The sequence below is a fragment of the Streptomyces sp. NPDC090088 genome, assembly GCF_044747345.1.
Lineage (GTDB): Bacteria > Actinomycetota > Actinomycetes > Streptomycetales > Streptomycetaceae > Streptomyces.
Map to the genome: position 1 here is coordinate 437,169 of NZ_JBIVDZ010000010.1, position 23,894 is coordinate 461,062.

19 protein-coding genes are annotated in these 23,894 nt (G+C 70.9%); 14 read left to right on the forward strand and 5 right to left on the reverse strand.

Annotation, left to right across the window (positions count from 1 at the left end; all coding sequences use genetic code 11):
• The first annotated feature begins 58 nt into the window (after positions 1-58).
• The 7 genes from ACIPSJ_RS41625 (at position 59) to ACIPSJ_RS41655 (ending at position 9,303) form a co-directional block, all read left to right on the forward strand.
• Complete coding sequence (locus tag ACIPSJ_RS41625; protein WP_359218456.1) at positions 59-241, forward strand: hypothetical protein; 183 nt, start codon at positions 59-61, stop codon at positions 239-241.
• Positions 242-631: 390 nt separating this feature from the next.
• Entirely contained in the window at positions 632-1,321 is a 690-nt protein-coding gene (locus ACIPSJ_RS41630) for a DUF4142 domain-containing protein (RefSeq protein ID WP_359218635.1), read from the forward strand.
• A gap of 411 nt (positions 1,322-1,732) precedes the next feature.
• Positions 1,733-4,528 (forward strand): hypothetical protein, encoded by a 2,796-nt coding sequence (locus ACIPSJ_RS41635; RefSeq protein WP_401353781.1) that lies wholly within the window; start codon positions 1,733-1,735, stop codon positions 4,526-4,528.
• 75 nt (positions 4,529-4,603) lie between these two features.
• Positions 4,604-6,337 carry a hypothetical protein gene (locus ACIPSJ_RS41640; protein WP_401353783.1) on the forward strand — a complete coding sequence of 578 codons (1,734 nt, stop codon included), beginning with the start codon at positions 4,604-4,606 and terminating at the stop codon, positions 6,335-6,337.
• Positions 6,338-6,496: 159 nt separating this feature from the next.
• Entirely contained in the window at positions 6,497-7,534 is a 1,038-nt protein-coding gene (locus ACIPSJ_RS41645; RefSeq protein ID WP_401353785.1) for a formylglycine-generating enzyme family protein, read from the forward strand.
• Positions 7,535-7,843: 309 nt separating this feature from the next.
• On the forward strand, positions 7,844-8,326 hold the full coding sequence (locus tag ACIPSJ_RS41650; RefSeq protein ID WP_401353787.1) for a GNAT family N-acetyltransferase: 483 nt from the start codon (positions 7,844-7,846) through the stop codon (positions 8,324-8,326).
• A 653-nt stretch (positions 8,327-8,979) separates the two neighbouring features.
• Positions 8,980-9,303 carry a hypothetical protein gene (locus ACIPSJ_RS41655; protein WP_401353789.1) on the forward strand — a complete coding sequence of 108 codons (324 nt, stop codon included), beginning with the start codon at positions 8,980-8,982 and terminating at the stop codon, positions 9,301-9,303.
• A gap of 439 nt (positions 9,304-9,742) precedes the next feature.
• Here ACIPSJ_RS41655 and ACIPSJ_RS41660 read toward each other — a convergent pair whose 3' ends face one another.
• The 5 genes from ACIPSJ_RS41660 to ACIPSJ_RS41680 form a co-directional block, all read right to left on the reverse strand.
• Positions 9,743-10,897: an ABC transporter substrate-binding protein gene (locus ACIPSJ_RS41660; protein ID WP_359218468.1), complete on the reverse strand. Its 1,155-nt coding sequence runs from the start codon at positions 10,895-10,897 to the stop codon at positions 9,743-9,745.
• Between the two features lie 91 nt (positions 10,898-10,988).
• Positions 10,989-13,514 carry an ATP-binding cassette domain-containing protein gene (locus ACIPSJ_RS41665; protein WP_401353792.1) on the reverse strand — a complete coding sequence of 842 codons (2,526 nt, stop codon included), beginning with the start codon at positions 13,512-13,514 and terminating at the stop codon, positions 10,989-10,991.
• Positions 13,515-13,526: 12 nt separating this feature from the next.
• Positions 13,527-14,396, reverse strand: coding sequence for a branched-chain amino acid ABC transporter permease (locus ACIPSJ_RS41670; protein ID WP_355721450.1), 870 nt, complete (start codon positions 14,394-14,396; stop codon positions 13,527-13,529).
• A gap of 188 nt (positions 14,397-14,584) precedes the next feature.
• Complete coding sequence (locus ACIPSJ_RS41675; RefSeq protein WP_401353794.1) at positions 14,585-15,943, reverse strand: FAD-dependent oxidoreductase; 1,359 nt, start codon at positions 15,941-15,943, stop codon at positions 14,585-14,587.
• Between the two features lie 179 nt (positions 15,944-16,122).
• A complete protein-coding gene (locus ACIPSJ_RS41680; protein ID WP_401353796.1) occupies positions 16,123-17,196 on the reverse strand; it encodes an alcohol dehydrogenase catalytic domain-containing protein in 1,074 nt (357 codons plus the stop codon).
• Positions 17,197-17,257: 61 nt separating this feature from the next.
• Between ACIPSJ_RS41680 and ACIPSJ_RS41685 the strand changes: the two genes are divergently transcribed.
• The 7 genes from ACIPSJ_RS41685 (at position 17,258) to ACIPSJ_RS41715 (ending at position 23,891) form a co-directional block, all read left to right on the forward strand.
• Positions 17,258-18,052, forward strand: coding sequence for an SDR family NAD(P)-dependent oxidoreductase (locus tag ACIPSJ_RS41685; protein WP_401353798.1), 795 nt, complete (start codon positions 17,258-17,260; stop codon positions 18,050-18,052).
• 99 nt (positions 18,053-18,151) lie between these two features.
• Positions 18,152-19,297 carry an acyl-CoA dehydrogenase family protein gene (locus ACIPSJ_RS41690; protein WP_401353800.1) on the forward strand — a complete coding sequence of 382 codons (1,146 nt, stop codon included), beginning with the start codon at positions 18,152-18,154 and terminating at the stop codon, positions 19,295-19,297.
• A 114-nt stretch (positions 19,298-19,411) separates the two neighbouring features.
• Complete coding sequence (locus ACIPSJ_RS41695) at positions 19,412-20,200, forward strand: enoyl-CoA hydratase/isomerase family protein (RefSeq protein ID WP_401353802.1); 789 nt, start codon at positions 19,412-19,414, stop codon at positions 20,198-20,200.
• Positions 20,185-20,556, forward strand: coding sequence for a Zn-ribbon domain-containing OB-fold protein (locus tag ACIPSJ_RS41700; RefSeq protein ID WP_401353804.1), 372 nt, complete (start codon positions 20,185-20,187; stop codon positions 20,554-20,556). The genes ACIPSJ_RS41695 and ACIPSJ_RS41700 overlap by 16 nt, the downstream gene beginning before the upstream one ends.
• Positions 20,553-21,701 (forward strand): thiolase family protein, encoded by a 1,149-nt coding sequence (locus ACIPSJ_RS41705; protein ID WP_401353806.1) that lies wholly within the window; start codon positions 20,553-20,555, stop codon positions 21,699-21,701. The genes ACIPSJ_RS41700 and ACIPSJ_RS41705 overlap by 4 nt, the downstream gene beginning before the upstream one ends.
• 10 nt (positions 21,702-21,711) lie before the next feature.
• A complete protein-coding gene (locus ACIPSJ_RS41710) occupies positions 21,712-22,923 on the forward strand; it encodes an acyl-CoA dehydrogenase family protein (RefSeq protein ID WP_401353808.1) in 1,212 nt (403 codons plus the stop codon).
• Positions 22,920-23,891: a phosphotransferase family protein gene (locus tag ACIPSJ_RS41715; protein ID WP_401353810.1), complete on the forward strand. Its 972-nt coding sequence runs from the start codon at positions 22,920-22,922 to the stop codon at positions 23,889-23,891. The genes ACIPSJ_RS41710 and ACIPSJ_RS41715 overlap by 4 nt, the downstream gene beginning before the upstream one ends.
• Positions 23,892-23,894: the final 3 nt, after the last annotated feature.

A 23,894-nucleotide genomic window follows, 5' to 3' on the forward strand; every position in this document is an offset into this window, starting at 1 on the left:
ACGCCGGAGCAAGGCACCTGAGCCTTGCCGCTCGCCCGGGCGCTCTCGACCCCGCCCCATGTCCTCCTCGGAGCACATCGTCGGCGAACTCGCGCGCGCCAAGAACCTGGGCCACGTCGGCAGGACGGTCTACGACCGCCGCTCCGACGACCGCTTCCTCGACGCCCCGGCCCGCGACGGATACTTCACCGCCGCGGCGGAGGTCGGTCAGCCGGTCTTCGTCCGCCCGCAGATCACCTAGGAGACTGCGATGTCCCGTCGACCGAACGGCGTCCTTCCGTCAGTTGGTGTCGTCGGCGAGTCGGGAAGGACCAGAAGTGCGGGAATGGGCCTGGCCCTTTCCGACCGTCGCTCCATGATCGACCACGAGGCACCCGGCCCCGATAGGGCCCAACAGTCCCTACCCCGGCCGTGGATAGGGCCGAACGGCCCTACTTCGCGCCGCTGAGCGGACACAAGTGAACCGGCGGTTCGTCAGACGCTCGCCGATCACCGATCCTTTTACCAATCCATGACGAGCCCAAAAGGATCTGCGGAGGCCGCGCATCCGTACGTCCCTGTGTGCGGGATCCGATAAACCGGATCAGGAGACACGGTGCTCGTTTCACGGACGGCGGCGGGAACTCTCTTTGTGGGCGGTGCGCTCAGCATCACCCTCGGCTCCCTCCTCTACCCCTCCATGCTCGGAGTCCAGAAGGTCAGCAGCGCACCCGAGCGGGTCGTCGCCACCCCGGCGACCGGGCCGCTGACGGCGGCCGACCGGGATTTCGTGGTCAAGGTGCGCTCGGCCGGACTGTGGGAGTACCCCGTCGGTCAGAAGGCGTTGCGGAAGGGGACGACGAAGGCGGTCAGGAGCGCTGGGGAGCACCTGGTCGACGGAGACGCCGCGTTGGACGCCGCCTGCCGCGACGCGGCCGATCAGTTGGGCATCGCACTGCCCGACCAGCCCTCGCCTCAACAGCAGGGCTTCACGTCCCGGCTGAACACGGAGCACGGCAAACAGTTCGACACCGACATGGCCACCACCGTGCGCGCGACGAACGGCCAGTTCCTCACCACGATCGCCGCCGTCCTCACCACCACGAGGAACTCGCTGGTGCGCGCTCTGGCCGACCAGGCCAACAGCATCGTGCTGGACCACATCACAGCCGTGGAGAAGACCGGGCTGGTCGATTTCGACCAGGTTCTCGTCCAGGAAACCACCGCACCCAATCTTCCTGCCCAGGACCTGACCCCACCGCCCGCAGTCGCGGGCCAGCCGCAGGTCGTCCTCACCCCGCCGGCGAACAGCACGGTGTCACCCAGTCCGACAACGGGGTGAGGACCCGCACCGATACGTCACGGTCTCCTCAAAGCGGCCGGATCACCCTCGGCAAGGAATTCAGGGTCGCGAATGACTCTGACCAACGCTGCAGCCGAAGTTGAAGGGGGCGCGTGCCGGAGGCAGCGGGGCGGTTGAGAGCCACCCCGTGCATGCCCCGTTCTTCGCAGGCCCAAGGGGGTATGAAGATTTAAGGGAGATCCGCAGAAATGCTCTCGGATCGATACCAATTCATGGTATCGATTTTAACGTGACTCCGCGCCCAATCTTCCTTCCGGCGTGCGGCCGATTAGGAGATTGTCACATATTCGATTCCTCCTTGTGGTGGGCGGTGGGTCACCCGGAACGAGTGCCGGCTGCACTTACGCGCAAATTGACCGTTTGTGCGTGTGAATTGGGGGAGAAACTGTCATGACACTCGTCGTCACCTTCACGGGCCGGGTTCCGCTCACCGCACCGGGGGCGGGGTCCTGGCTGCAGGTGTGGTCGTACACGATCCAACCGACTTTGCCGACCGACCTGCTGCCGGGGCAGCGGGTCGCGCTGGCGTTGCCCGCGGACGCGGATGTGCGTGACCCCGCTCTGTTCCCCGGCGTACCGGCATTGGCCGGTACCTTCCTGGAGACCGATGACGGGATCAGCCGCCAATACGTGGGACGTGCGGTGAGCGGGACGGGCACCCAGACGGTCTCCTTCGTCGCCCCGCAGGCCCAGCAGAACCGTGAACTGCTGCTCGTCACGCAGTCTCAGGCAGGCCGGCCCTGGTCGGTGAAGCCCTTCGCGACCAGTGCTTCGGGGCCGAGCGACAACGTCGGTACCCTGTCGGCCCCCGCCCCGGCGCCCGGCCCCGGCCCGGGCCGCCCGGTCGGCGACTTCGCGGGTACGGTCCCGTACGCGAGCGAGCTGTTCGGCGTCTACCAGCCCCTGCCGGGCTGGCTCGGCCACGCCTCCACCGCGCGGGCCGCCGCGGCGCTCGGCGCACCGCTGCCGAAGGGAGCGCTGGGCGGGGACGGCCCGGGACGGCTCACACTCGGCGAGGGGCCCCTGGCGCCGCTGGCCCCGCTGGCGGTGTGGGGCAACCTACCGCCGACGGACGGCATCCTGTCGCCGGTCGGCCTGGTCAACCTCTTCCGGGAGTACTTCTTCGAGTTCGACACCTTCCTCGGCACACCGGTCGGCCACCTGTGGCTGAGTCCGGGCGGCACCGTCGAGGTGGTGGAGACCTCCACCCGGCGCACCCTGGTCGAGAGGACCGCCGAGCAGTCCGAGACGTCCACCCACAAGACAGAGGAGGAGCTGACCGACCAGACCGACCTCGCCGACGCGGTCAAGGAGTCCAACGCCAACGAGACCTCGCTGGGCGTGACGTCGAACGCCAGTGCCAACTATGTCGGCATCGTGCACGCCGACGTCAGCGCCAGCTACAGCACCAAGAACACCACGAACAAGTCCTCCGAGGTCAGCCACAAACACTCCCGGACCCAGAGCTCCAAGGCCGGCAGCGAGATCACCCGGAACTTCAAGACCACCTTCAAGACGGTCACCGAGACCACCGACACCTCAAGCCGCCGGTACGTGGTGCAGAACACCACCGACAAGCTCATCAACTACGAACTGCGTCGCAAGATGCGCAAGGTCGGGGTCCAACTCCAGCACATCGGCACCCAGTTGAGCTGGCAGGTGTTCGTCGGCGACCCGGGCCGCGCACTGGGGCTGGGCGAACTCGTGCATGTCGTGCCCGCGCCGGACCTGACCTCTCTCAAGCAGCCGGTCAAACCCGCCCCCCTCGCCCAGGCGCACGTCACGTACTCGGACAACTACCCGATCCAGCAGACCGCGGACAGCAAGAACGCCCCGCACCAGGATGCCGACTGGGTGAAGGAGGACGGCTGGGACCGGCTGTGGCGGGGCGAGGAGGACGAGTACGTCGTCGCCCACTTCGAGTACTCCGCGCCGCCGCCCGGCCCGGGCTGGAAACTCAGCACGGCGCCCGGCAGCGAGATCCGCAAGGTCTCCGCGACGACCAGCAACGGCCAGGTCGCCAAGTTCCTCGCCACCTACGAGGTACTGGACCCCACGTCCGGCCGGTTCCGTGTCAACTGCACCAACGTGCACTTCGGGGGCGGCCCGTACGTCGCGTTCACTCTCGCGCTCGTCTGGGAGCCGCCGCCACCGGAGCAGGACCCCGCACTGCAGCAGTACCTCGCCGAACTCGCCGTGTACGAGCGCGAGGTGGCCAAGGTGCAGCGCGCGGCGTACGCGCAGGCGGTGCACGACCGGCTGGATCTGATCTCCAAGGTCCGGCAGCGGGACTCCGAGGACCTCCGCAAGGAAGAGCGGCACAGCGTCTTCTCCGACCTGATCGGCCAGCTCGACCTGTTCCCGGGCCAGGACGCGAAGCGGCACCTGTCGGCCGAACTGATCCGCGGCATGTTCGACGTCGACCAGATGCTGTACTTCGTCGAGCCGGACTACTGGCACCCGGCGCCCACCACGGGTACGTCCGGCGAAGAGCACACACCGCCGGCCGGCGCCGCCCCGGCCGTATGGCCGGGGGCCGACTCGGTGGGCCGCTACCCGGTGCCGCCGCACGACTGGGAGGCCACCTCCGGCGATCCCGTCGGCGGTGCCACGGTCACCAGCCGCTTCAGCCGCACCGGCGCGGTGAACCCGCCGCGCGCCACCACCTCGACGCCCCAGGACCAGCTGGAGTACCGGGTCGACTACCTCATCACCGAGAACACCCCGCCCGCACCCACCGGCAGCTCCCTGGGCTGGCTGATCCAGGCCGACGGCGACGAGCGGCGCAACGAGTTCCTCAACGCCTCCTGGGTCAAAGCCGTGCTGCCGGTACGTCCCGGCCATGAACTCGACGCCCTGGGCTGGCTGTCCAGCGCCCGTGTCGAAGGCGACGCGGCCCTGGACAAGGACTACACCTGGCAGTCCGGCGACCCGGCCGACTGGCAGGGCAAGTCGATCGGCTGGGTCCTCCAGGCGCTCGCCGCCGAACTCCAGGCCCGTAACACCGACATCACCCGCACCCTCGCCGCCGAAAGGGTCTTCGAGACCGGCTTCGACCCCCTGGACGGCGGCTTCCGTCCCGCCGACCCCTACCAGATCTTCGACCAGTGGACCGAAGTCCTCCCCACCGACCAGGTGGTGGCCGTCGAGGTCACCTACGACCCCAAGACGGGGCGGCAGTTGTGACGGCGACGGATGCGGGCGGTGATCGCAGCGGCCTGTGCGCCCGGTGCCCCGAGCCCGACGGGGCCCGGTGACGCCGTGCGGTTGACCGTGGTCAACGCCAACCCCGCCGTACGGCTGTGGACGCACTTCCTGCTGCAGAAGTGGACGGCCACGGTGGAGACGCGGGCCCAGGGCGCCGGTGCGGGTCAGCCCCTGCCGGTGCCCGTGGGGTCCACGGGGTTCACGGTCGACCTCGCGCCGGACACCGCCTGGCTGCGCCTGGTGATCGACGCGAGCGTCGACGTGGACCGCACGACCTACCCGCTGCTCCGCATCCAGCAGGAGTTCACGGTCACGCCAGACGGCAGGCTCGTACCGCTCGGCTGGCGCAAGGGTCCTGCGTACGACCCCCTCGGCCGCCCGAAGGGGATTCCGGCGCTCCACCCGCTGCTGGACGTCACCGGCTCCACCGTGGGGCTGAACGTGCGGTTCGTCGACATCACCGACCTCTACAACGCCCTGCACGGTCGCTCGGCCTGGGCGCAGGCCATGAACCTCCTGCGCGGCACCGACCGGACCATCCGGGCCCTGGCGAGCCTCGGCGGCCACCCGCTGGTCTGGTACGCGGTCCTGCCCGCCAGCACGTACCGCCTTCCCCGGATCAAGCCGGCCATCATGATCATGCCGGCCGACTACGGCGCGATCTACTACGAGAACAGCCTGACCGGGCTACGGTCCTCGCTGCACGGTGTCTCCGTCGTCACCCCGGACAACAACCTGCAGTCGGGGCTGGAGATCCTGGCGAGACTGCTGACCGAGCCGCTCACCGACGACCGGTACGAGAAGCTGCTCGGCCCCTATGTCGAACTGCGCAAGACATTCCGCGGCAACCCGGCCGCGCTGCCCGGCCCCCTGCACCACTTCAGGGGGGTGCTGTCCTATCTCCCCGGCAAGGATCCGGTACCTCAGTACTGGGACGTCCCCCTCGGCTTCGAGCGGGCCATCCACGACGAGAACCACGTGCTGCTGGTGCCGCTGATGAACGGCGGCGACGGCGGCGTCCTCCTGCGGCCCAAGCTCGACGAGCTGACGGCCAACGCCGTCAGAACCGTCTACACCCACGGCACGACACTGGACGCCGACAACCTCGCCGTCGACAAGCCGGTGGTGATGGCCTACAGCCAGTCGGGCGGCAACGCCTTCACCAGCGCCGGCAACAACCTCAAGGAGATCGGCGGCCTTGTGCTGTTCGAGGCCGTCTACACCAACGAATACCCGCGCGATGCGACGAACCACCAGCTGATGCTGGGCAAGGACGTCATTCCCAAGCTGCTCAAGGAGAACGTCAAGGTCGTCGTGATCGGTCGCTGGCGCGACCGCCCGCGCTCCTACCTGCCCGACGGCAAGCTCCTGCGGGGAATCACCGTCCTCCCCGATGCCGCCGACTACTACCTGCTGGACTATCCGCTGCCTCCCGACGGCAAGCTGGGCTCGGCGCACCCGGTCGTCGCGCTCCGCTACGCACGCCTGGTGGACGGCAAGCACGACAAGGCCCTGGACCTGATCCTCGGATCACAGGACCCCGCTCACCTCGACGACCCCACAGCGCAGAGTGAAGCGGCGGTCGAGGCGTCGATCGCCGCCTACCGGAAGGCGGGACTCGGCGACGAGTCCATCGTCCGCCGCGTGTTCTCGATGAAGTACCTGCCGGACCAGAGCGGCGCCTACTACCTGCACAACCTCATCCTGGCGGGCGGCCAGCACCTGGATGCGAAGACGAAGACGTACAGGGGCTTCATCCAGGAAGCACTGAGCCTGTTCGGACACTGAGGTCCTTCGGCGTGGCCCAGGCGGTGTTGCTGTCGACCCTTTGCCGGGCACAGCGGACACTCAGGCGACTGTTACGGTCAAAGTGTCGACAGATTAGGGCTGTTGATGGACCATCGGCGGTGCGTAGGGACACGCGACACACCATCCTCAGGAGCCGCCATGCGCGCTACCGCCCCGAACATCAGGAGACGAACCCTCCTCACCCTGCTCGGCCTCACCGCTGCGGGCACCCTCGTACGACCGCCCCGCGCCGCCGCCGCGACGGCGACCACGGCCACCGTCGCCGGCCAGGAGCTGGCCGCGATCGCCGCCAACCCGTCCTTCGTCTTCGCCACCGACCTCTCCGGAACGGCGGGCTCGGGCGAGTCCTCGCCCATCGACACCGCCTACTGGCTCGGCGTCTACGAGGTCACCAACGCCCAGTACCTGGACTTCGCCACCGACACCGGCCACGACACCCCCGACTACTGGGACGGCGACACCTACCCCGACGGCAAGGCCGACCACCCCGTGCTGGCGGTCTCCCTCGACTCCGCCACGGCCTACTGCGCCTGGCTCGACGCCCAGACGGACGCCGACGGCTGGACCTTCCGCCTGCCCACCGAAGCCGAATGGGAGAACGCCGCCTCGAGCCCCGACGCGCTCACCTATCCCTGGGGCGACGACTCCGGCACCGTCTACGACGCCCCCACCCTGACCAGCAACTACAACTACAACGCGGTCTGCGCGGCCTACGAACTCGCCGAGCACGGAGACGAGTCGGCCACCTACACCGCCACCGGATCCGACCTGTACGGGCAGAGCTTCCCGATCTCCGAGATCCTCTCCATCGGCAGCACCGGAACCGTCGCCGGCTGGAACGTCACCGCCAGTCGTACCGGCTTCATCTACACCGACGTCTACGACGCCCTGACCGCCACCGGCGGCTACACCACGCCCGTCGCCACCTACCCGGGCGGGGCGAGCACGGACGGCGTCGTCGACCTGTGCGGCAACTGCTGGGAGTGGACCACCTCGGTCATCACCGCCACCCATGGCGGGGAGATGGGCCAGCAGGTCAACGCCGTCCGCGGCGGCTCCTGGTACGCCAACCTCAACAGCTGCACCGCCGTCTACCGCGGAGAGGGCCGCGATTCGTCCGGCCGCTATTCGACCGTCGGCTTCCGCGTCGCCGCCACCGCCCAGGCGTCCGACTGATCCCGACACACCCGGTCCACCTGCGAGGCACCGGCCTTCGGATCCAGACTCTCGGTGGGCATACTGCCCGGCCCGTGCCGAGTGCCCACCGTGGTGGTGCCTCGGCGGGCGGCCAGAAAGGAGGGCTCAGCCATGCGGGCGACCCTGGACCCGGCAACTTCCACCGGCGCCAGTTCGCGCTTGATTCGTGAAGATCAGGCGTCGTGAAGTGACTCCGGAGGGCGGCTCGAACGGGGACCACCCAGGGCGCGGGATGCAGGCCGTGGTGCGGTGATGACGGCGGCGGCCGGATGACCGCACAATGCGCGGGTGGACAACAACGTCGTCATCCGTCCGGCCGTCTCCGGTGAACTGGACGTCGTCGCTGAACTCCGGTGGCAGTGGGTCCTGGAGAACCAGGATGCTCCCGTCACCGGGCGTGCGGAGTTCGTGCGGCACTTCGTCACGTGGGCGAGGGAGAACGCGTCGTCGCATCGCTGCATGGTCGTGGTGCGCGATGAGGTGATCGTCGGCATGGCCTGGCTGGCGGTCCTCCCGCGGGTGCCCAGCCCGCGCCACCTGCAACGGGTATCAGGCGATCTGCAGTGCGTGTATGTCGTTCCCGGCGAACGCGAGGGCGGCCTGGGCGGCCGGCTCATCGACGCGGTCCTGGATCGTGCTCGGGAGCTCGGGCTCGAACGCGTCACCGTGCACTCCAGCCCCCGTGCGATCTCTGCCTACTCCCGCCACGGTTTCGAATCATCGCCCCGCCTGCTTCACGCCCATGTCGCCCGCACCACCTCTTATCCGTGACAGCCGCCGAGGGGCCGTCGGTCGGTACCCTCGGCTCCGCGGGGATCACATGGTCCGCCCCCGCACTGCCCAACGTGTCCGCGAGGCTGTCACCCGGCGGAGAACCCGAGCCGGACTCCACGCGCGCGAGCACGAAAGGCTGCGGCAACGGGGCTTGCGGAACAGCTCGTCGGCTTCGGCGGCCCCGAGCTGCCGCGAGGTCCTGCCGTCGTACACCGTCCCCGATGCGATCATCCGATCAGGAACCTTGGTCTCGGGCGTCTGCGGTACCCGGCCCGGGAGGGCAGTCGGAGCGCCTCTGCCGTCCGTACGGCCTCTTCGTGATCGTGCTGCGGTGCCGTTCGTGCGTACGCCGGGCACGTCGTTTGCAGATCACGTCGTGCGGCACGGAGGCCAGTGGGATCGATGTGTGCGTTGTGGCTCTGCCGTGTCCGAAGCGGTGACTTCAGAGTCGTATCTCACGACCTTGGGGGCGGAGGGGGCGGATGCGGTTGACGCGCGCTCGTCGGATATCGGTCTCCGCCGCGGGTGCGTGTGCCTTGCGTACGTACACAAGCCGCTCCTTCATGGCGCCGCTCACGATCACGGTCCCCGCCTCCCGGCCGGGCGGCAACGGAAGACCCGGGAAGCCGCCCGCCACCTACAGTGACTACGTGGCATATCTGCATGAGCAGGCCGGGTACCACGCCAACTGGCGGGACGAGGAGACCGCGACCGTTGGTGGCCGGGCGGCGACACTGTTGACCGGTACCACGAATGAGCCGATGGATGGATCGTTCGGCTGTCCGACAGCCCGTGCGGACCCCGACAAGGACTGCTTCGGGCTCCAGCCGGATTACGCATTCCGGGTCGCGGTCGTCGATGCCCCCGGCAGGCCGCTGGTGGCATGGACCACGATCGACCTTACTCAGGTTCAGAACCCTTCGGCCGCCTTCACCAGGTTCGAAGACATGCTCAAAACCCTCAGATTCCGATGACTCGACCGGACCGATGACGGCCGCCAAGTCCCGACCATCGATCGGAAGGAGAACCGTGGAGCGTCGTGCGGCCGGCGTGCTGGACGACGCCGATGGTCGGTGTGTCCGACCGGCACAGTCAACGGCCGACTGCGACGGTCCGTCACCCGCGGTCGTGACGGAGCAGCATGGCGTGTGAGTGGTCGCGTCCTTCACGGGCACGCGCCGCACGCGCTGCCGGACGCCGAGGCGACCGGCGCGCGGTCGGTTGCCCCGTTCCCCGCCCTGGGCACGCTCCCTATGGCCGATGCCAGTTCCTTCCCGTCCGGCGGCGTCCGGTCGTCGCTCACGTCGGTCCTTGTGACGGCACCTTCCGTCGTCCCTCCATGGTGTGCCTGCGGCTCTCACCGCAGGCCGGAGACGATCCGGGGCGCGGCCCTGGCCTCGGAACACGTCGCGTTCAGTCGCGCGCGGGTGGTGTGTAGAAGTCGCCGACGGATGTCCAGACGCCGTTCTTGACGACGACGCGCTGCACGCTGCGGGTGCCCAGATGGTTGGTCGTGCTGAAGTTCATGACGGGCGACACCCCGGGATCCACCTTGGACGCCTTCTGATAGGCGGCGGTGATGGCCTGGGACGTGACGGGTCCCTTGATGGTCTTGGTGATCTGGGCGAACACCTTGGCGTTGCTCCAGCCCCACAGGGCGAGGAAGCCGGCGGTCTGTCCGGGCTCGTACTTGGCCATCGCGGTCCGGAACTCCTGGACGGCGGGGTCCTTGTCGGACGGCGGCTTCACCAGCTGGACCGCCTTGAGGCCTTCGGCGGCGTCCTTGGCGAGCGAGATCGTCGACTCGGCGGCGACGGGCGCGTACGCGTACGTGGGCAGGGAGAGCCCCTGGAGCTTCGCCTCCTTGAGGAAGGCGGCGGCTTCGGGGGAGGTGAGGATCAGGATCACGGCCTGGGGTTCGGCGGACTTCACCTTGCTGATCACGGGTGTGTAGTCGGTGGTCTGGTACTTGACCGGCAGCCGGTCGACCTCGACCGACGGGTTCACCTTCTTCGCGACGGGCTCGACCTGCTTGGCCACGTCCACGAACGCGGCCGGGTCGCTGTGCACGACGAGGATCTTCTTCGCACCGTCCTGCACCGCCCAGGCGGCGACCGCCGCGGCCTGGTCCTCGTAGAGGGTCTGCGTGCCGAACAGCCCCGGGCGCGGCGGCTTGTACCAGTTCTCGGCGCCCCCCACCTCGTTGAGGACGGGGACCTTGGACTGGTTCAGCACGAACGGGAAGGCCGCCTCCGCCTGCGAGGTGCCGTTCGCGTTGACGATGGCCACGACCTTGTCCTGGCCGACCAGTTCACGGGCGATCTGCACGGTCTGCTGCGGGTCGGCCGCGTTGTCCTTGACGGTCCACAGGACCTTGCGCCCGTTGATCCCTCCCTGCGCGTTGACCATCTTGAAGTACGCGTCGGCGCCCGCCTTCTCGGCCACGCCGTACGTGGCGGTGGCACCGGTGAGCGGGAGCCACGCCCCGATGTGGATCTCCGACGAGCTGCCGCCGGCGGCTCCGGAGGAGTTCTGGCCGGCACACGCGTTGGCGGTCAGCGCCACCACGGCCAGTGCTGCTGTCGCTCCCGCGGCACGGCGGAGCCTTCTTGTTGTCCGGTACACAATCCACCTCGTTCACAACGGGTTTCGACTTGACTCAGGAAGTGCGGGCGGTGGCCGCCGCGGTGGTGGCGGCTGCCGGGCCGCCGTTGAAGTAGGCCGCTTCGGCCAGGGCCTCGAACGCGGGGTCGCCCGGCCGCCCGTGGGCCGCGACGACGCCCTCGTGCAGTACGGCCACCTCGTGGCACACGGACATGGCCCGGCTCAGCAGCTGTTCGAGCAGGACGACCGTCAGGCCGTCGCGGGCCAGGCCGGCCAGCCGGTCGTACACCTCGTCGACCAGGGCCGGGGCCAGGCCGAGCGCCGGTTCGTCGACGATCAGGACGTCCGGGCCGACGATCAGGGCCCGGGCGATGGCGAGCATCTGCTGTTCCCCGCCGGACAGCGCGCCGGCCGGGGCGGACATGCGGTCGCGCAGCCGGGGCGGCAGCCACTGCACCGTCTCCTCCAGCCGCTCGCGCAGCGACGGACCGGTGATGCCCGCCGCGTACGCCGCGACTTCGAGGTTCTCGCGCAGGGACAGCGTCTTGAACAGGGCCCGGCCCTCGGGCGCCAGGCTGGTGCGCACGGTTCCGGTCGTCTCGCGGCCTCCGCGGGTCGGTGCGAGCGAGCCGTGCAGGATGCCGGCCAGCGTGCTCTTGCCCGCCCCGTTGGCCCCGGCGATGCCCAGCACGACGCCCTGGCGGACGTCGAGTTCGATGTCGCGCAGGGCGGTCACGCCGCCGTACGCGTGACCGACCCCGTGCAGCCGCACCATGCTCCGTTCGCCCGTGTGCTCGGGTGGCCGGGACCTGCCGCCGACGGTGCCCAGGTACGACGAGCGGACCTTGGGGTCCTGCAGCACGGCGTCCGGGGTGCCCTCGCCGATCGTGCGGCCGAAGTCGAAGGCGAGCACCCGGTGGGCGACGGAGAAGAGGTCGTCGAGGACGTGGTCGATGACCACCACGGCCGTGCCTTCGGAGTGCAGCCGCCGGATGTGCCCTGCCAGCAGGGCGCGTTCAGCCGTGTCGAGGCCACCGAACGGCTCGTCCAGGATCAGCAGCTTCGGTCGCTCGGCCAGGGCACGGGCCAGGTCGAGACGCTTGCGCAGCCCGAACGGCAGCTCGGCGGGGCGGCGGTCGGCCACGTCCGCCAGACCGACGGAACGCAGCAGCCGCGCGACCTCGGCCCGATGCCGGACGGTGATACGGCGGCGGGTGCACAGGACGTTCTCCGCGACGGTCAGTTCGGAGAAGACCTCCGCGTGCTGGAACGTGCGGCCGATGCCCAGCCGCCGCCGTGCGGTGGCCCTGGCCCCGAGGAGGGGGCGCCCGGCGAAGTCGGCGGTCCCGCTCACCCGGCCGTTGCCGATCAGTCCCGACAGAACGTTCAACAGGGTCGTCTTTCCGGCCCCGTTGGGACCGATGACGGCCAGGACCTCGTTCTGCCGGAGCGTCAGCGAGGCGTCTTCCAGGGCCTTGAGACCGCCGTACGAGACCGACACGTGCTCCAGGTGCAGCAGCACGGGGTCGCCGTCCGCGGCCTCGGACGCGGGCGCAACCGGTGCCAGGTCCTCCGGTGCTGGTGAGGGTGACGGGTCCTGGGAGTCCGGTCGGCGCGGCAGGCGGCGCAGGACGCGCAGGGCGGGCTTGGCGAGGAACGGTACGGCTCCACCGGGCAGGAAGAGGAGCACTCCGATCAGGACGATGCCCTGCACGACCGGCTGGGGCAGCCCGACGGCGGACGACAGCGAAGGGTTCCAGGTGAGATAGATCCCGCCGGCCACCGCGCCGACGATCGTGCCGACCCCGCCGAGCACACAGGCCGCGATCAGCGAGATACCGAAGGCGAGGGAGAAGGGTTCCGGGCTGACGAACCCGGTGAGCAGTCCGAGCAGCACGCCCGCGAAGCATGTGCACGCCCCGCTCACGGCGAACGACAGCGAGGACTGGGCCTCCGGCGCGATGCCGATCGTACGGGCGGCCAGCGGGTGCGACTTGGCGGCCACCAGTCGCATCCGCAGCCCCGAGGCGGCGGCCGGCACGGCCAGCGCGAGGACGACGGCGGCGGCCCCGACCGCGAGGTACTGGGCCCCGGTGCCACCGCCCAGGACGGTGCCCAGACCGAGCGCGCTGCGCAGCTGGACCACCGGCACTCCCTGGTCGCCGCCGGTGACACCGCTCCAGCGGTTGACCAGTTCCAGGGTCACCGTGGTGAAGGCGAGGGTCAGCAGGGCGATGTAGAGCATCGAGAACCGGGCACCCGCGTATCCCAGGAAGGCGCCCAGGGCGGCGCCGGTGGCGACGGCACCGAGGACCACCGCCTCCAGCGACCAGTCGTGACCGCTGCCGTACGCGGCGAAGTAGGCGCCGATGGCGAAGAACGCGGGGTGGCCCACCGACCAGATGCCGGACCAGCCGGCGAGCAGGCCGACCGACAGCACGACGATCGTGTACACGGCCGCGAGCCCCACCGAGTACATCTGGTACGCGGGGATCGCGCCGGCGGCCATGACCACCATGAGCAGCGCACCGGCCGCCGGGCCGAGGGCGGCCCTCGCCAGGAGGGAACGGTTGAAGACCATGGACGTGACTCCTCAGACCCGTTGGAAGGTGCGGGTGCCGAACATGCCCTGCGGACGGATCAGCAGGACCAGCACGGTGAACGAGAACACGAACGTGTCCCGGAAGCTGGCGGAGACGTAGTTCGCCGCCAGGTTGTCCAGGACGCCGATGGTCAGCCCGCCGATGACGGCGCCGTACATGCTGGTCAGACCGCCCAGGAAGATGCCGGCGAAGGCCCGGAACAGGGGCGCGACGAGCGCGGTGGGCACCAGGCCGGCGCGGGGCGCGTACAGACAGGCGGCGAGCGCGGCGAGGCCGAGGCCCAGGGCCCAGGAGATCCTGGCCAGGCGCTGCGCGCTCAGCCCGACCACGCGGGCGGTGTCGGCGGACTCGGCCACGGCGCGCATGGCGGAGCCGAGTGTGGTGCGGGCGAAGAGATAGCCGACCAGGGCCATGGCCCCGGCGGCGACGGCGATGGTCAGGAGGCTCTGCACCGGCACCGCGGCGCCGGACCAGCGCACGGACCCGTCGACCAGGTTGGGAAAGGCCCTGGGCTGGTCGCCCCAGATCGATCCGGCCGTGCTCTCGGCGACCAGGGACACGCCCATCGTCACGACGAGGGCGGAGAACAACTGCCCCTGGCCCAGCGGCCGAATCACCGTCTCCCGGACCAGCAGGCCCGCCGCCACGGTGATCGCGACGGCGGCGAGGACGCCCAGCAGCGTCGCCACACCGCGGTCGTGCAGTGAGACCGCCACGTACAGGCCCAGGGTCGCGAGCGAGGCCATCGCGAAGTTCACGACGTCCGTGGCCCGGTAGATGATGACCAGCCCGAGGCCCAGGAGACCGTATACGGCTCCACTGGCCACGCCGCTGACCAGGACGAGCAGGAACTGACTCACAGCCCCTCCTTCGGAAAAGAGCGTGTTCGCGCCAGGCGTGCGAGCTGCATGATCACCTCACGAACCGCAGAGTCAAAGTGAACTCAATTCAGTAAGCTAGGCATTCCGGTGCCGAGCGGGCAAGCCTCGTGCACGGGATTTGTGACGCGCGGTCGTGGCGGACGCCGGTGCCCGGCGGGCGACGGGGTTCAGCCGCCGACGGCCGGCGGTGTTCCGGTGAGCGCGGTCCGTGCCGCCGCCAGGCCGAACACCAGCGCGGGGGCGAGGCCGCCCGCGTACGCGCGCCGGTACAGCCCGCCCGCGTCGGCGCCGGCCGCGAGCAGACCCGGGACCGGGGTCCGTCCGTCGGATCCTGCGGACAGGACGTGTGCCCGGGCGTCGATCGGCAGGCCGCCGAAGGTGAACGTGATCGCCGGGGCCGCCTCGACGACGTAGAACGGTGGTTCGTCGAGGGGGTGGCGGTCCAGGAGCCGGCCGGGCGTCGTGGTGCCGCCCGCGCCGATGGCGGCGTTGAACTCCTCGATACGGTCCCTGATCGTGGCGCCGGGATAGCCCCACTCCTCGGGCATCGACGTGAAGTCGTCCAGGCTGTCCGCCACCGCCGCGCGGGCGCCGGCGCGATGGCACAGCTGGAACTTGTCCACGCCGGGGATGCCTTCCACGTACGAGGCGCTGATCCACTCGCGGTGCACGCGCGCGTCGGCGACCAGCAGGCCGCGGGCCTCCGGGCGTTCGAGCAGCGCCATGGTGGTCAGATGGTCCCCGGCCGTCTCGTCGACGAAGCGCTCGCCCGTCGTGTCGAACAGCAGGGCGTGCTCGCTGTAGTAGAGGGCGAGGTCGACGAAGCGTGCCGGATCGGCGAGGGAGACGCCCGCCGGCATCAGGTGCCCGTAGAACCCCGCGTCCTTCGGGCCGAACGCCGCGCCCGCCGTACGCCCGAGTGCCAGACCGTCACCCCGGCTGTCCGGGTTGGCCCGCAACCCCATGTCCGCGGCGTGCGGGTGGACATGCTCCGCGCGCAGGTGCCGGTCGCCCTGGAAACCCCCGCTCGCCAGCAGGGTCCAGGTGGCGCCGAACCGGCGCGAGGAACCGTCCGGCAGCACACACTCCGCACCCTTGACCACGCCGTTCTCCGTGATCAGTGAGCGGGTCGAGGTACCCGTCAGCACCTCCTGGCCCCGGTCGCGGATCAGTCGCTCGCACGTGTCCAGGTAGTGGTTCGTGTCGACCTGGTGCCCCCGGCCGAAACCCAGTACGGGCACCGGCGGCCGGCACTCCACGCCGAGCGACCGGATCCAGGCCACCCCGTCGGCGAACCCGTCCACCAGGGCGGTGGCCAGCTCAGGGTCGCCGTCCGGATTGACCCGGCGCATCTCCTCGACGCTCGGGGTCGTCCAAACGAAACCGGCGAAGCGCGCGGAACCGCCGGTGCGTTCCGCCTTCTCCACCACGACCACGGTGCCGCCCTCGGAGGCCACCCTCGCGGCGGCCGACAGCCCGGCCATACCGCCGCCTATCACCAGCAGATCCACTGTCTCCGCACCCATAGCGGGTCCCACCGCCTTCACGTTGCCGAGTGTGGGGCACGACACTAATTGAACTCACTTCTGGAGTCGATAGGGGTGCGGGTGCGGGCTGCGACGAGATGGGTTTCGGCCGCGCCGGCCGAGGATCGGGACGTTGTCGGGCAGGGGCCGGGGTGCTGTCGGGCGGGGGCCGGGGCCTGTCAGTCGGGGACCAGGACCACGCGCCCCCGCACCTCGCCCGAGCGGAGTCGCGTGATCGCCCGCGCCGCGTCGGACAGGGCGAACCGCTCGACGCGCACCCTCAGCGAGCCCTGGAGCGCGAGGCCGACCACGGCCTCCAGCTCGGGCAGGGTCCCCCAGAAGGGCAACGAGATCCGCGTTCCGGGAGGCAGCGCGCCGGGCTTGCGGACCGTCAGCTCCCCGCCGCCGCTGCCCACCACGGCCAGCTCCCCGCCCGCCCGCAGCACGTCCACCGCCAGGCCCAGAGTGGAGGGGCCGCCGACGAAGTCGAGCACCGCCGCCGCCCCGGACCCGCCCGTCCGCTTCCGGAGCGCCGCCGCCGTGCCGGGGTGCAGCAGGGTGGTGAAGTGCGCACCGCACTCGGCGGCCAGGGCGAGGGCCTCCTCCCGTACATCCACGGCCAGCACCTGCGCGCTCGTCGTGGCGCGCAGAACCTGGACGGCCAGGTGCCCGAGCCCGCCGACGCCGAGGACGACCACGCTCGCACTCGCCTCATCGCGCAGGGCGGGCCGGACGGTGGCCACGGCGTGGTACGCGGTGAGCCCGGCGTCCGAAAGGGGCGCCGCCTGCACGGCGGCCAGGCCGTTCACCGGGACCAGCAGCCGACCGGACGGCACGAGCATCAGGTCGGCCATCCCGCCGTCGCGCCCGAGCCCCGCCCCCGTACCGGCATGCCCGGCATCCAGGAGCGCGCGCCGGTCGCAGTAGTTCTCCGCTCCGGCGGCGCAATGCGCGCAACTCCCGCAGCCCCAGGGGCCGTAGACGACCACGCGTTCGCCGACCGCCGGCCCTCCTGCTGCCGGACCGCGTTCCAGCACCCGGCCCGCGACCTCGTGTCCGAGGGCGAAGGGAAGGCGATAGGGGAGATCGTCTTCGCGCGCGTCGATCACGTGGAGGTCGGAACGGCAGAGGCCGGCCGCCTCCACCCGGATCAGGACCTCTTCGCCCGTGGGGACGGGCCGTGCCGTCTCGGTGAGGATCGGCGGGCCGCCCCAGCGGGTCAGTCGCAGTGCTCTCGTCCTGCCTGTTGACATACGCGTGACAGTAACAAAAATGAAGTCAGTTCAGTTACCCGGGATGGGGTGGTGACCGCGTATGGGTGGCGAGCACACGGGGCGCTTCGACGGGCGGATCGCGCTCGTCACCGGCGCGGGATCCGGCATCGGGGCGGCGGTCGCCCGGCGACTCGCCGCGCAAGGGGCGGAGGTCTTCGCGGCAGACGTCGACGGACCCGCGGCGCAATCCGTCGCGAAGGAACTGCCGGGCGCGCAGCCGCTGACCGTCGACGTGGCCGACCCGAGGCAGGTCGACGCCGCGTTCGGCGAGATCGTACGACGGCACGGCCGGCTCGACGTCCTGGTGCACGCGGCCGGGGTCGACGACCCCACGGCCAAGGAGTGGATCGCCGAGGCGCTGGTCGCGGACCGGCCGCCGGAGGTGACGGCCCGACTCGGCGACGAGGCCTGGCGGAACGTGATGCGCGTCAATCTGGACGGCACGTTCCACGTACTGCGCGCCGCCCTGCGGGCCATGGCGCCACGCCGATCCGGGGCCGTCGTCACCGTCGGCTCCTCCTCGGCCTTCGACACGCAGGCCGGATATCCGCACTACGCGGCCTCGAAGTCCGGCGCGCACGCGCTGAGCCAGTCCGTCGCCAAGGAGGCCATCGCCTTCGGTGTCCGCGTCAACACGGTGGCGCCGGGACCGACCGAGACCGGCATGGCGGCACGGACTCCCGCGGCACTTCGCCGAGGGTTCGCCGATCCACGCGTCCGTCCGTACGCGACGCCGGAGGAGATCGCCGATGTCGCCCTGTTTCTGGCGAGCGAGGAGGCGGCGAACCTGGTGGGGGCCGTGCTGCTCGCCAATGGCGGGCGGTTCACGGCGTGAGGGCCCGTCCGTCGCGGGCGGCCGCGAGTCGTTCGTGGCCGGCCTTCCTCGCGAGCCCGACCGCGCATCCCTGGGGCGGTGCGATGGAAGGAGAAAAGGATGTTCCGGCTCGATGCCGATCCCTCGCTTCTGGTGGAGACCGATGAGCAGCGCCAACTGCGGGCAGTTCTCCGGGACTTGCTCACCGAGACCTGTGCGATCGAGGAGGTCCGCAAGCAGGCGGAGAGTCCGCGCGGACACGACCGGGCGCTCTGGCACCGGCTCGCCGCCGAGATCGGCGTGCACGGACTGGCTTTGCCCGAGGAGTACGGCGGCGCCGGCGGCACCTTCACGGACCTCGCCGTGGCGCTGGAGGAGAGCGGCCGGGCGCTGTGCCCCGCCCCGCTGCTCAGCACGGTGGTCCTCGCTGGACATGCCGTGCTCGCCGGCGGCGACCGGCAGGCCTGCGCGCGCTGGCTGCCGGGCCTCGCCACCGGCGCGCTCACGGCGACGGTCGCCGGTTTCCTGCATCCGGCGGACGTGACCGCCGAGCGGGGCCCGGGCGGCTGGGTGCTGCGCGGCGAGGCCGATTTCGTGCCCGACGGAGAGGGTGCCGAGCTGCTGCTGGTCGCGGCACGCGCACCGGACGGGGAGCGGCTGTTCGCCTGCGAGCCGGACGGTGCGACCTGCGACCGTATCGCCCGCCCGGTCCTCGATCCCACACGCCGCCAGGCGCTCGTCCGTCTCCGGGGGCAGCCCGCCGAACCGGTGGGGGAGTCCGGACAGGCGGCGGAGATCGTCGACGCCGTCCTCGACGCCGGGCGGGTGGGGTTGGCGGCCGAGCACGTCGGCGGCACCGCGCATGCCCTGGACGCCCTGCTGGCGTACGTGTCCCAGCGGACCCAGTTCGGGCGGGCCATCGGCTCGTTCCAGGCGGTCAAGCACCGGCTGGCCGATCTGCTCGTCGAGGCCGAGGGCGCGCGGTCGGCCTCGGTGTATGCGAATGCCTGCCTCGCCGGGCGGGCGGTGTCGGGGACGAAGGACGTACCGGTGGCGGCGAGCGCCGCCGCGGTGGCCTGCACCGGCGCCTACCGGCTGGCCACCACGGAATACGTCCAGCTCCACGGCGGGATCGGCTTCACCTGGGAGCACCCAGCCCATCGCTACCTGCGCCGGGCGCGGGCCGACGAGGCGCTGTTCGGCACGGGCGACGACCACCGGCTGCGCCTGGCCGGTCTGCTCGGCCTCACCGGCCGTACCGGCTGATCGCACCGGCCGTACCGGCTGATCGCTCGGAGCGGTCGCCGCTCACCGGTCCATTGACAGGGGCAACCACTGCCCACAGAATCGAACTCAATTCAGTTCAGTTTGGAGGAGCTCATGGCAGTCGAGGACGAGATCCAGTTCGAGCGGGACGGTCACGTGGCGCGGGTCTGGCTGAACCGCCCGCACAAGAAGAACTGCGTGACCGTACCGATCCTCAACCGGCTGGACGAGATCATCACCGAGGTCGACGCGGACCCCGAACTGCGCGTCCTGGTACTGCGCGGCCGCGGCAACACCTTCTGCTCCGGGTTCGACCTGGACAGCCTCAAGGCCGACTTCGTCGGCAGGTCCAACGCCATCGACGTCGCCGTGCTGTCGGCCAAGGTCTGCGACCGGCTCTACTCGATGAGGACCCCGTCGATCGCCGTCCTCGAAGGCCATGTCACCGCGGGCGGCTTCGAGTTGATGATCTCCTGCGACTTCGCGATCGCCGCGGACGACGCGCTGATCGGGGACTTCCACATCCGCCGCGCGCTGTTCGGCGGCGCCGGCCCGATCTACCGGGTGCCGCGCATGATCGGTGTCCGCAAGACCAAGGAGCTGATGCTCACCGGCAAGCTGCTCACCGGCATCGAGGCGGCCGAGTTCGACCTCATCAACGCCTCGGCGCCCGCCGACAAGCTGGACGCCACGGTCGAGGAGTTCGCCGACCAGCTCATCGACAAGAGCCCGTTCACCATGTGGATCACCAAGATGACCATCGACCGCAGCCTCGACGCCGACATCCAGTCGCTGATGGTCATGGAGCACCTCGCGGTCGGCGTGATGCTCAACTCCGAGGACGCGGCGGAGGGCGTGTCGGCCTTCCTGGACAAGCGGGAACCGCAGTGGAAGGGCCGCTGAACGCCGGTGCGCGGACCGGGGGCCGGCTGCACGGCTCCCGGTGCGCGGACTGCGCGGTGGCCGTCTACCCCGCCGGCCCGGCGTGCCCGCGCTGCGGGGGCCCGGCCGAACCGGTCGTGCTCTCCGGCTCGGGCACGCTGTGGACCTGGACCGTGCAGCGGTACGCGCCCAAGTCGCCGCCGTACACGCCGCCCGCCGACGGATTCACGCCGTTCGCCGTCGGATACGTCGAACTGCCTGAGGGTGTACGGGTGTTGGCCGCCCTTGACATCCGGCCCGAGGAAGCCGAGATCGGCATGCCGCTCACCGTCACGGCGGGGGACGGGGTGCCGAGGGCCGCGGGAGCCGTCGTATGAGCGGAGCGGACGTGTTCGTCTGCGGCGTCGGGATCACCTCCTTCGCCCGTACGGAGGCGAGCGGCCGGGAGCTGGCCGTGCGGGCCGTACGGGCCGCTCTCGCCGACGCCGGTCTGCCGTGGTCGCGGGTACGGGCCGCCTACGGCGGCAGCGACGCCAGCGGCAACGCGGACACACTGGTCGCCGAACTGGGCCTGACGGGAGTGCCGTTCACCAACGTGCGCAACGGCTGCGCGACCGGCGGCAGCGCGCTGGTCGCGGCCACGAACGCGATCCGGTCCGGGGCGGCGGACGTGGCCCTCGCCGTCGGCTTCGACAAACACCCGCGCGGCGCCTTCGACCCACGGCCCGCCGACTGGGGGCTCGACGAGGCCTACGGTCGCGACGGACTGATGGTGACCACACAGTTCTTCGCCATGAAGATCCAGCGCTACATGCACGACCACGGCATCAGCGCCCACACCCTCGCGCTGGTCGCCGAGAAGGCGTACGCGAACGGCGTGCTCACCCCGCACGCCTGGCGCCGCAAGCCGCTCGACGCGGCGGAGATCCTGGCGTCCGGCATGGTCAACGACCCCCTGACCCGGTACATGTTCTGCTCGCCCGGCCAGGGCGCGGTCGCCCTGGTCCTGTGCGGTCGCGCCGCCGCCCGCGAACTCGACGCCACACCGATCGCGCTGCGGGCGGCCGTCGTACGGACCCGCCGGTTCGGTTCCTTCGAGGTGTTCAGCCCCTGGGCACCGCCCGGGACCCCGACGAGCGTGAGCGCGGACGCCGCACAACACGCCTTCGAGGAGGCCGGACTGGGGCCTGCCGACATCGACGTGTGCCAGCTCCAGGACACCGAGAGCGGCGCCGAGGTGATGCACCTGGCCGAGTGCGGATTCTGCGAGCACGGCGAACAGGAGTCGCTGATCCCCTTCGGGGCGACCCGTATCGACGGCTCGCTCCCCGTCAACACCGACGGCGGGTGCATCGCCAACGGCGAGCCCATCGGCGCCTCCGGCCTGCGCCAGATCCACGAGGTCGTCCAGCAGCTGCGGGGCCGGGCCGGCGAGCGGCAGGTGCCGAACGAGCCGACGACCGGCTTCACCCACGTCTACGGGGCGCCGGGCGTCAGCGCCTGCACCGTGCTGACCCGCTGAAAGGAGGACCATGGACGGCATACCCGGCCCGGACGAGTTCCGCGCCGAGGCCCGCAGCTGGCTCAAGGGCGTGGCACCGGCGCGCCCCGCACATGAGGAGTGGGGCAGCGGTGACGACTCGGTGGCCGTCTTCGAGAACTGGACGGAAGCCGAGGAACGCGCCCGGACGGATCGAACACGGGACTGGGAACGCACCCGCCACGACCAGGGCTGGGGCGCGCTCGCCTGGCCGCCGGAGTACGGGGGCCGCGAACTGCCCGCCCACTACGAGCAGTTGTACCGGTCCGAGGAGTCGGCCTTCGACGTGCCACGGCGCACCGAGATCTTCCCGGTCACCCAGCAGCTCGTCGCCCCCGCCGTCCGCGTCTGGGGCACCGAGGAGCAGCGGCGGCGCTGGCTGCGCCCCATGCTCCGCACCGACGAACTCGCCTGCCAGCTGTTCTCGGAGACCGAGGCCGGCTCGGACCTGGCCGCCGTCCGTACCCGCGCCGTGCGGGACGGCGACGGCTGGATCCTGAACGGCCACAAGATCTGGACCTCCGGCGCACGCGTCGCCACCTGGGGCGTCGCCGTCTGCCGCACCGACCCGGACGTGCCCGGACACGCGGGCATCACCGTGTTCCTGGTCCGCATGGACGCGCCGGGGGTCACCGTGCGGCCGATCCGGCAGATGACCGGCGGCTCCAGCTTCAACGAGGTCTACCTGGACGACGTGTTCGTCCCGGACACCGACCGGATCGGCCCGGTCGGCGAGGGCTGGCGGGTCACGCTGACCGTGCTGGCCGCCGAGCGCCTCGACTCCGGCGGACTCGGCCTGGACAACGCCGACCGCGCCCTCGACCTCGCCCGGCACCTGCCCCGCCCGCTCACCGGCGGCGAACGGCAGCAGGCGGCCGACCTGTTCGTCCGCACCCTCGTCCAGCGGCTCACCGGGCTGCGCGTGACGTCGGCGCTGGCGGCGGGCCGCGAACCGGGAGCCGAGGCCTCGGTCGGCAAGCTCCACGCCACCGCGACGATGCGCGCCACCACCGACCTCGTCCAGCAACTCCTCGGGCCGCGACTGGCCGCCGACACGGGGGAGTGGGGCACGTTCGCCTGGACCGAGCACCTGCTCGGCGCCCCCGGCTACCGCATCGCCGGCGGCAGCGACGAGATCCAGCGCAACATCCTCGCCGAGCGGGTGCTGGGCCTGCCCAAGGAACCGAAGGGAGCCGGACGTTGACCACCACGACCGAGGTGACCCGACTCGCGCGACGGGTCCGCGAGCGACTGACGGAGCGACACCCCGGCGCGACACCGGGGGACCTGCGCACCCTGCCCGGCGGCCACTCGGGCCTCACGTACTCCATCACGGCGGGACCGGTCTCGTACGTCGTGAAAGCCGTGCCACCGGGCCAACGCCCCGTCGGCCGCAACGACGTGCTGCGCCAGGCCCGCGTGCTGCGCGCGCTCGCCGGCTCACCCGTACCCGTGCCCGGGGTCATCGCCGTCGACGAGAACGAACCCGCCTGGTTCGCCATGGAGTTCGTCACCGGCGAGGCGATCGAGCCGGTCCTCGACGAGCACCGGCTCGATCCCGGACTGTGCCGGACGCGGATGCTGGCCCTGGCCGGCGTGCTGCGCGACCTGCACGACTGGAGAAGGACAGAGCCCGCCGAACCGCTGCACCCGGCAGGGGAATTGGACCGATGGAGCCGCACCATGCGCGCCGTGCCGTCCGAACTCCGCCCCGGAGCCGAGAACGTGCTGGAAGCCCTGGCGGCCCGCATCCCCGACAGCGTGCCACCCGCCCTCGTCCACGGCGACTTCCGCCTCGGCAACGTCCTGTGCCAGGGCGCACGACCGGCCGCCGTCGTCGACTGGGAGATCTGGGGATACGGCGACCCCCGCATCGATCTCGCCTGGTTCCTCCTCTTCACCGACCACCGCAACTTCCCCCGGCTGGGCCGCGCCGTCCCCGGCCTGCCCGACGAGGAAGAACTGCTCACCGCCTATCTCGACGGCCGTCCCGAACCACCCGCCCTCGACTGGTTCCGCGCCCTGGCCCGCACCAAGATGGCCGCGATCATGGGCCACAACCTGCGCCGGCACCGCGAGGGCAAGCACCACGACCCCGACCAGGAACGGCTGCCGCCGACCATCGCGGAGATGATCCGCACAGCCGGCCACATCCTCGCCCGACGGCCCTGAAGG

What these genes read in the sequence shown, in the direction of transcription:
- ACIPSJ_RS41680 (WP_401353796.1), bottom strand. Translation starts at nt 17,196, where the DNA reads ATGTCAACAGGCAGGACGAGAGCACTGCGACTGACCCGCTGGGGCGGC.
- ACIPSJ_RS41710 (WP_401353808.1), top strand. Translation starts at nt 21,712, where the DNA reads ATGGACGGCATACCCGGCCCGGACGAGTTCCGCGCCGAGGCCCGCAGC.
- ACIPSJ_RS41675 (WP_401353794.1), bottom strand. Translation starts at nt 15,943, where the DNA reads ATGGGTGCGGAGACAGTGGATCTGCTGGTGATAGGCGGCGGTATGGCC.
- ACIPSJ_RS41625 (WP_359218456.1), top strand. Translation starts at nt 59, where the DNA reads ATGTCCTCCTCGGAGCACATCGTCGGCGAACTCGCGCGCGCCAAGAAC.
- ACIPSJ_RS41695 (WP_401353802.1), top strand. Translation starts at nt 19,412, where the DNA reads ATGGCAGTCGAGGACGAGATCCAGTTCGAGCGGGACGGTCACGTGGCG.
- ACIPSJ_RS41635 (WP_401353781.1), top strand. Translation starts at nt 1,733, where the DNA reads ATGACACTCGTCGTCACCTTCACGGGCCGGGTTCCGCTCACCGCACCG.
- ACIPSJ_RS41690 (WP_401353800.1), top strand. Translation starts at nt 18,152, where the DNA reads ATGTTCCGGCTCGATGCCGATCCCTCGCTTCTGGTGGAGACCGATGAG.
- ACIPSJ_RS41665 (WP_401353792.1), bottom strand. Translation starts at nt 13,514, where the DNA reads ATGGTCTTCAACCGTTCCCTCCTGGCGAGGGCCGCCCTCGGCCCGGCG.
- ACIPSJ_RS41645 (WP_401353785.1), top strand. Translation starts at nt 6,497, where the DNA reads ATGCGCGCTACCGCCCCGAACATCAGGAGACGAACCCTCCTCACCCTG.
- ACIPSJ_RS41685 (WP_401353798.1), top strand. Translation starts at nt 17,258, where the DNA reads ATGGGTGGCGAGCACACGGGGCGCTTCGACGGGCGGATCGCGCTCGTC.
- ACIPSJ_RS41705 (WP_401353806.1), top strand. Translation starts at nt 20,553, where the DNA reads ATGAGCGGAGCGGACGTGTTCGTCTGCGGCGTCGGGATCACCTCCTTC.